We start from the raw sequence: 3,998 nt of genomic DNA on the forward strand, positions 1-3,998 counted from the left end.
GCAACTGAAACCCCATAAACGACTCAATTACCAGAGAGGCATGAGGGCGCTATCACTGATTCAGACCACATTGTGAAACCCTTGTCATCCCCAAAGGTAAATGAGTCAAGGGGAAAATGAATCCCAGTTTGCTGAAAACACCATATCCCCCCACACCAGCTAACAAGAAAATCCCAACGGCCAGGAGTCTCTTGGTCGATAGCTTCATGTTCACACTTTCCAATTCCATCAATACTGGTTGTTCAGCCAATGTCTGGATCTCTCACCAGGTGAGACATTGGCTGGGGTGTTTTTGGAAGCAATCTTCAAGGATTTCGATCCAAAGCCCGCTCTCCGCCCCAGCGCTCAACAATCTGATCATCGTAATTATCGGCAGCGGCTAAAACGGCTTGGACGGAAGCTTCTAACTCATTGGGGTCACAGGTTGACCCCACAATCGTATGCTCGAAGAGGATATCCCCCGCATCATTAACGGAAAAAGCGCCAAACCGCATTTCTGCATTTTCGCGCAAAAGATGGGATTGTAAGTCGGCAGCCATCTTCGCCCCTGAAACTACAGTAGAGCGAATATTGATAACGCTATCGTCTTGCCAGGGATAAATTCGCACTTCCACCCAAGCAGACCCCATAAAAAGACCAAATCCGGGCTCATCCAATTTCTCCCAGGGAATTTGCTCAAAGAGCTCATCCATCCAACTGGCAACTTTGGCATGACAGGCTTGTTGGGCTTGCGTTTGAAATTCCATTCCAATCCTTATATTATTCCAGCGATTTTTCTATAACAATCGTAAGACGGGCCGCGAACACCCCGACTACCCCTAGTACCGTCAACAGGGGAGCTGTAATCATGCCTACAGCACCAACCCCCACCCCGACGGAGAGGGGAATCTCTATTAAAGAACGTCCAGCATCGGTTTTAATAATGATTTTGCGGACATTGCCTTTTTTGACCAGCTCTTTCACCTTATCGATCACCGAACCGCTGCTGAGTTTGAATTCTTCAACCCGAGCCGGATTAGTGGGGGTGGCGTCTTTCATGGGAGGTTGATCAGGGATGCGATCGCTGGGTTCACTCATGGGTTAATTCTCCGAAGAATAGCGCAATCAAAAATAGGTATAAACATGGCAATAAGCGATTAGAACGCTCTAATCCATCGCACCACTTTGAATCAGCGATGAAGTCAGCATAGCATTCTCTGATAAGGCTTTAACCTCTGATAACAAAGCATTGCGGCGTTCTTGAAGTGCCCGATCTAAATCAGGGAAATATACAGGTACAGGCATCATGTCACTCAATATCTCGGTCATAACTACATTATCGATGACCCGGAAAAAGTCTGTTGGATTCGGACCATCGGTATGACGGCTCAACACCCCAAAACCAGCCCGTTGCCGATGATATTGACGAACAATGGGATAGTCTTGTAACCACTCTTGAAAGGTTCGAGCTTTCTGCATACTGTCTAAGGTTACGTTTACAAGCTGGGTTGAGTCAGTGGTGCTAGTGCCCATTAACCAAGCTTTAGCCACCAAGGATGATCGCTGATCCGGCACAACCCAGGCTTGGATGATGTTGCGAGGGGCATTTGATAACTGTGGAGAAATCTCGATTGAATCTCCCGGTTGACTTGTAGCAACCCTCAGTAAAGTCTGACTCAGGGGGCTACCATAAACGTTGAGATCGGCTTGGGCCGCTTCGAAGTTACCGCGCCACCACTGCAAACTGCCTCTCCCTTGATGGAAATGCGTATTCAACTCAGGCAAATGCTGATGCCCTTGCACTAACTCGTCATAGTTCTGTTTTAAATTGGCCAAAACCTGGTCGTAAATCGATTTTAATGGCGACGATTTCCAAACAGGGCTGGTGATCCAGATGGGATTGCGCAAGCATTCTAAGGTCATTGCTTGAACCGCCAGATCGGTTTGACCTTGCCCCAACAAACTCAGACCCAGTCCAAAAAACACCCCTCGCTTGGCGGGGACTAATTCCGCTGACCGCGCAAACGCCTGGGTTGCTTGGCGGGGGGCAGTCTGCAAATACAACCACCCTAAGTTGGTATGGCCGAACTCTTGGTCGGGAGCCACTTGATTGCCTTGTATAAAATGCTGAGTAGCAGTTTGAATCAGATCATTGCGGAGTTTGGGATCTTGGGTTTTTAAGCCTATTTCCCCTAAATTCCACCCCAACTGATAGGAATAATACGGTTCCCATGGCGTTTTGGCTTGGGCGTCTCCCAGTCGCTGCCGGAATAGATTTAGGTCTTGTTGATTGAGTGCTAAAAATCCTTGACTGGAAAGCTGCCAAGCGGCATGGACAGGAACGACCGATATCCCACAGGCCACGACCATCCCCAATAGGATTCCTGCTGCTTTTCTGGAGTGCTTATCAGATGCTCTGTTGGCAGGGCTTGCCTCCCTTGGCGGGCGCATAAAGGAGGCAAGACACCCCAGATTGATGAGGATAAAACCGCTAATGCCAATATTGTCTAGCTGATAATCGGTCAGGGAAACCAGGCCATATCCTAGAAGGCCAGCGAGTAAACTTTGAGGTAGTAGATTGGCTTGAGCCGTAGCAAGGGTGATCTGTCGCCAACCTTGCCAAAGCAGCCACCCGAACAAAAGGATTAATGGGACAATACCTACTATGCCGAGTTCTGCCCAGATTTGTGCCAAGGTGCCATGGAGTTGGTAAGCATGCTCCGCTTCTAGTCCTGCCCAATCAGGGCGGTAAGCTTGGTAGGCCAAAGGTACGCTGCCTGCGCCCATCCCGGTAATCGGCTGCTGATTACCCATCTTCCAGCCAGCAATATGGGTAATCAGGCGATAGGCCATATCGCCACCCGAACGTCCCTGCAACAAATTGCTGACTTGACTACTCAGGCGATTATTGGCCAGTACCAGGACCAAAACAATTCCCAGGCCAGCAAAGGTTCCCCCGATCAACCAGCGCCAATTGAGCTCCTTTTGACGAAAGAGCGCCAGTCCCAAATACAGACCGGCCACCAAAAATCCCAGCCAGCCCCCTCTCGAGCTAGTGGTGTAGAGATCAACCAGGCCCAGGCCAAAGCTGCCAAACCACCACCATCGCCACCGAGGATGGGTCAGCCCCAAGCCAAATAAGAGGGGCAGAGCCATGACTAAATAGCCCGCCACATAGTTTTGATGGCCGAAAGGCGCCCAATTGCGCAATTCTAAAGTGGAAAAGTTGTAGCTGGCTTGAATCCCTGCTTGTTGAAGTGTCTGCAGGCGATTTAGCTCGGGCCACAACGTCTGAGTCGTCCATAGGAGCAGACTGGTGACTATGAATCCTACACTGACTATCCCTTGGGTTACTAGCAACCGCTGGCGGCGGATGGGGGACTGAGACCAGGCAGTGATGCAGTAGAGGGCAGCTATTCCACCTAGCGCTGCTCCGGTATACCAGCGGGCCTGGTTGGGAAATATAGCCCATATCGTCGACAAAAGGAGACCAGCAGCGGTCAACGCCACGAGCCAATCAAGACCTTGCTGTAGGCGAGGTATGGGAGAACGCTGCCAGAGTTGTCCTGCCAACCAGAGGATGGGGCAAAGCCAGGTCAATTGCCACACCAACACCCAGGGCCAAGCCACCATAAGGCTGTGACTGTCCGGCATCAGGGTAAATAGGGTATACAGTCCTAGACAGAGGATGCCGAGGAGCGATCGCGAAGAAGCCGCGACTTGATCCGCAGGAGAAGGGTTCAGATCATCGAATTGTGAGTCTGAGGATAGGGTCATTACACATACGGGGTATCTTGCAGTCAGATTACCCGGATCGCTCACGTTAGCCGACACTTCAATAGAGGGGCCATAGATGACCGATGAGTGAGTGTCCCAGATTGCCGTACCTCAACTCTAAAGCCGAGCCAAAATATCAGAATCAACTCATTTCGGGTTTTTATCCAGTTGACCCAACAAATCGGCTGTTTAACCTACATGAACAACAAAGAAAGAAGAAACAGGCAATTGCATCGCCTCAC

General features: G+C 50.2%; 3 protein-coding genes. All 3 read right to left on the reverse strand.

Annotated elements, in window-relative coordinates; translation table 11 throughout:
* Positions 1–305: 305 nt before the first annotated feature.
* The 3 genes from Q0991_RS08305 to Q0991_RS08315 all read right to left on the reverse strand — a co-directional run bounded on the left by Q0991_RS08305 (position 306) and on the right by Q0991_RS08315 (position 3,756).
* Positions 306–746: a YbjN domain-containing protein gene (locus Q0991_RS08305; RefSeq protein WP_299487285.1), complete on the reverse strand. Its 441-nt coding sequence runs from the start codon at positions 744–746 to the stop codon at positions 306–308.
* Positions 747–759: 13 nt separating this feature from the next.
* Positions 760–1,077 (reverse strand): DUF4342 domain-containing protein, encoded by a 318-nt coding sequence (locus Q0991_RS08310; RefSeq protein WP_299487288.1) that lies wholly within the window; start codon positions 1,075–1,077, stop codon positions 760–762.
* A 69-nt stretch (positions 1,078–1,146) separates the two neighbouring features.
* Positions 1,147–3,756 (reverse strand): O-antigen ligase family protein, encoded by a 2,610-nt coding sequence (locus Q0991_RS08315; protein WP_299487291.1) that lies wholly within the window; start codon positions 3,754–3,756, stop codon positions 1,147–1,149.
* Positions 3,757–3,998: the final 242 nt, after the last annotated feature.

Origin of the sequence: Acaryochloris sp. IP29b_bin.137 (assembly GCF_028285745.1) — a bacterium.
Taxonomy (GTDB): Bacteria; Cyanobacteriota; Cyanobacteriia; order Thermosynechococcales; family Thermosynechococcaceae; genus Acaryochloris.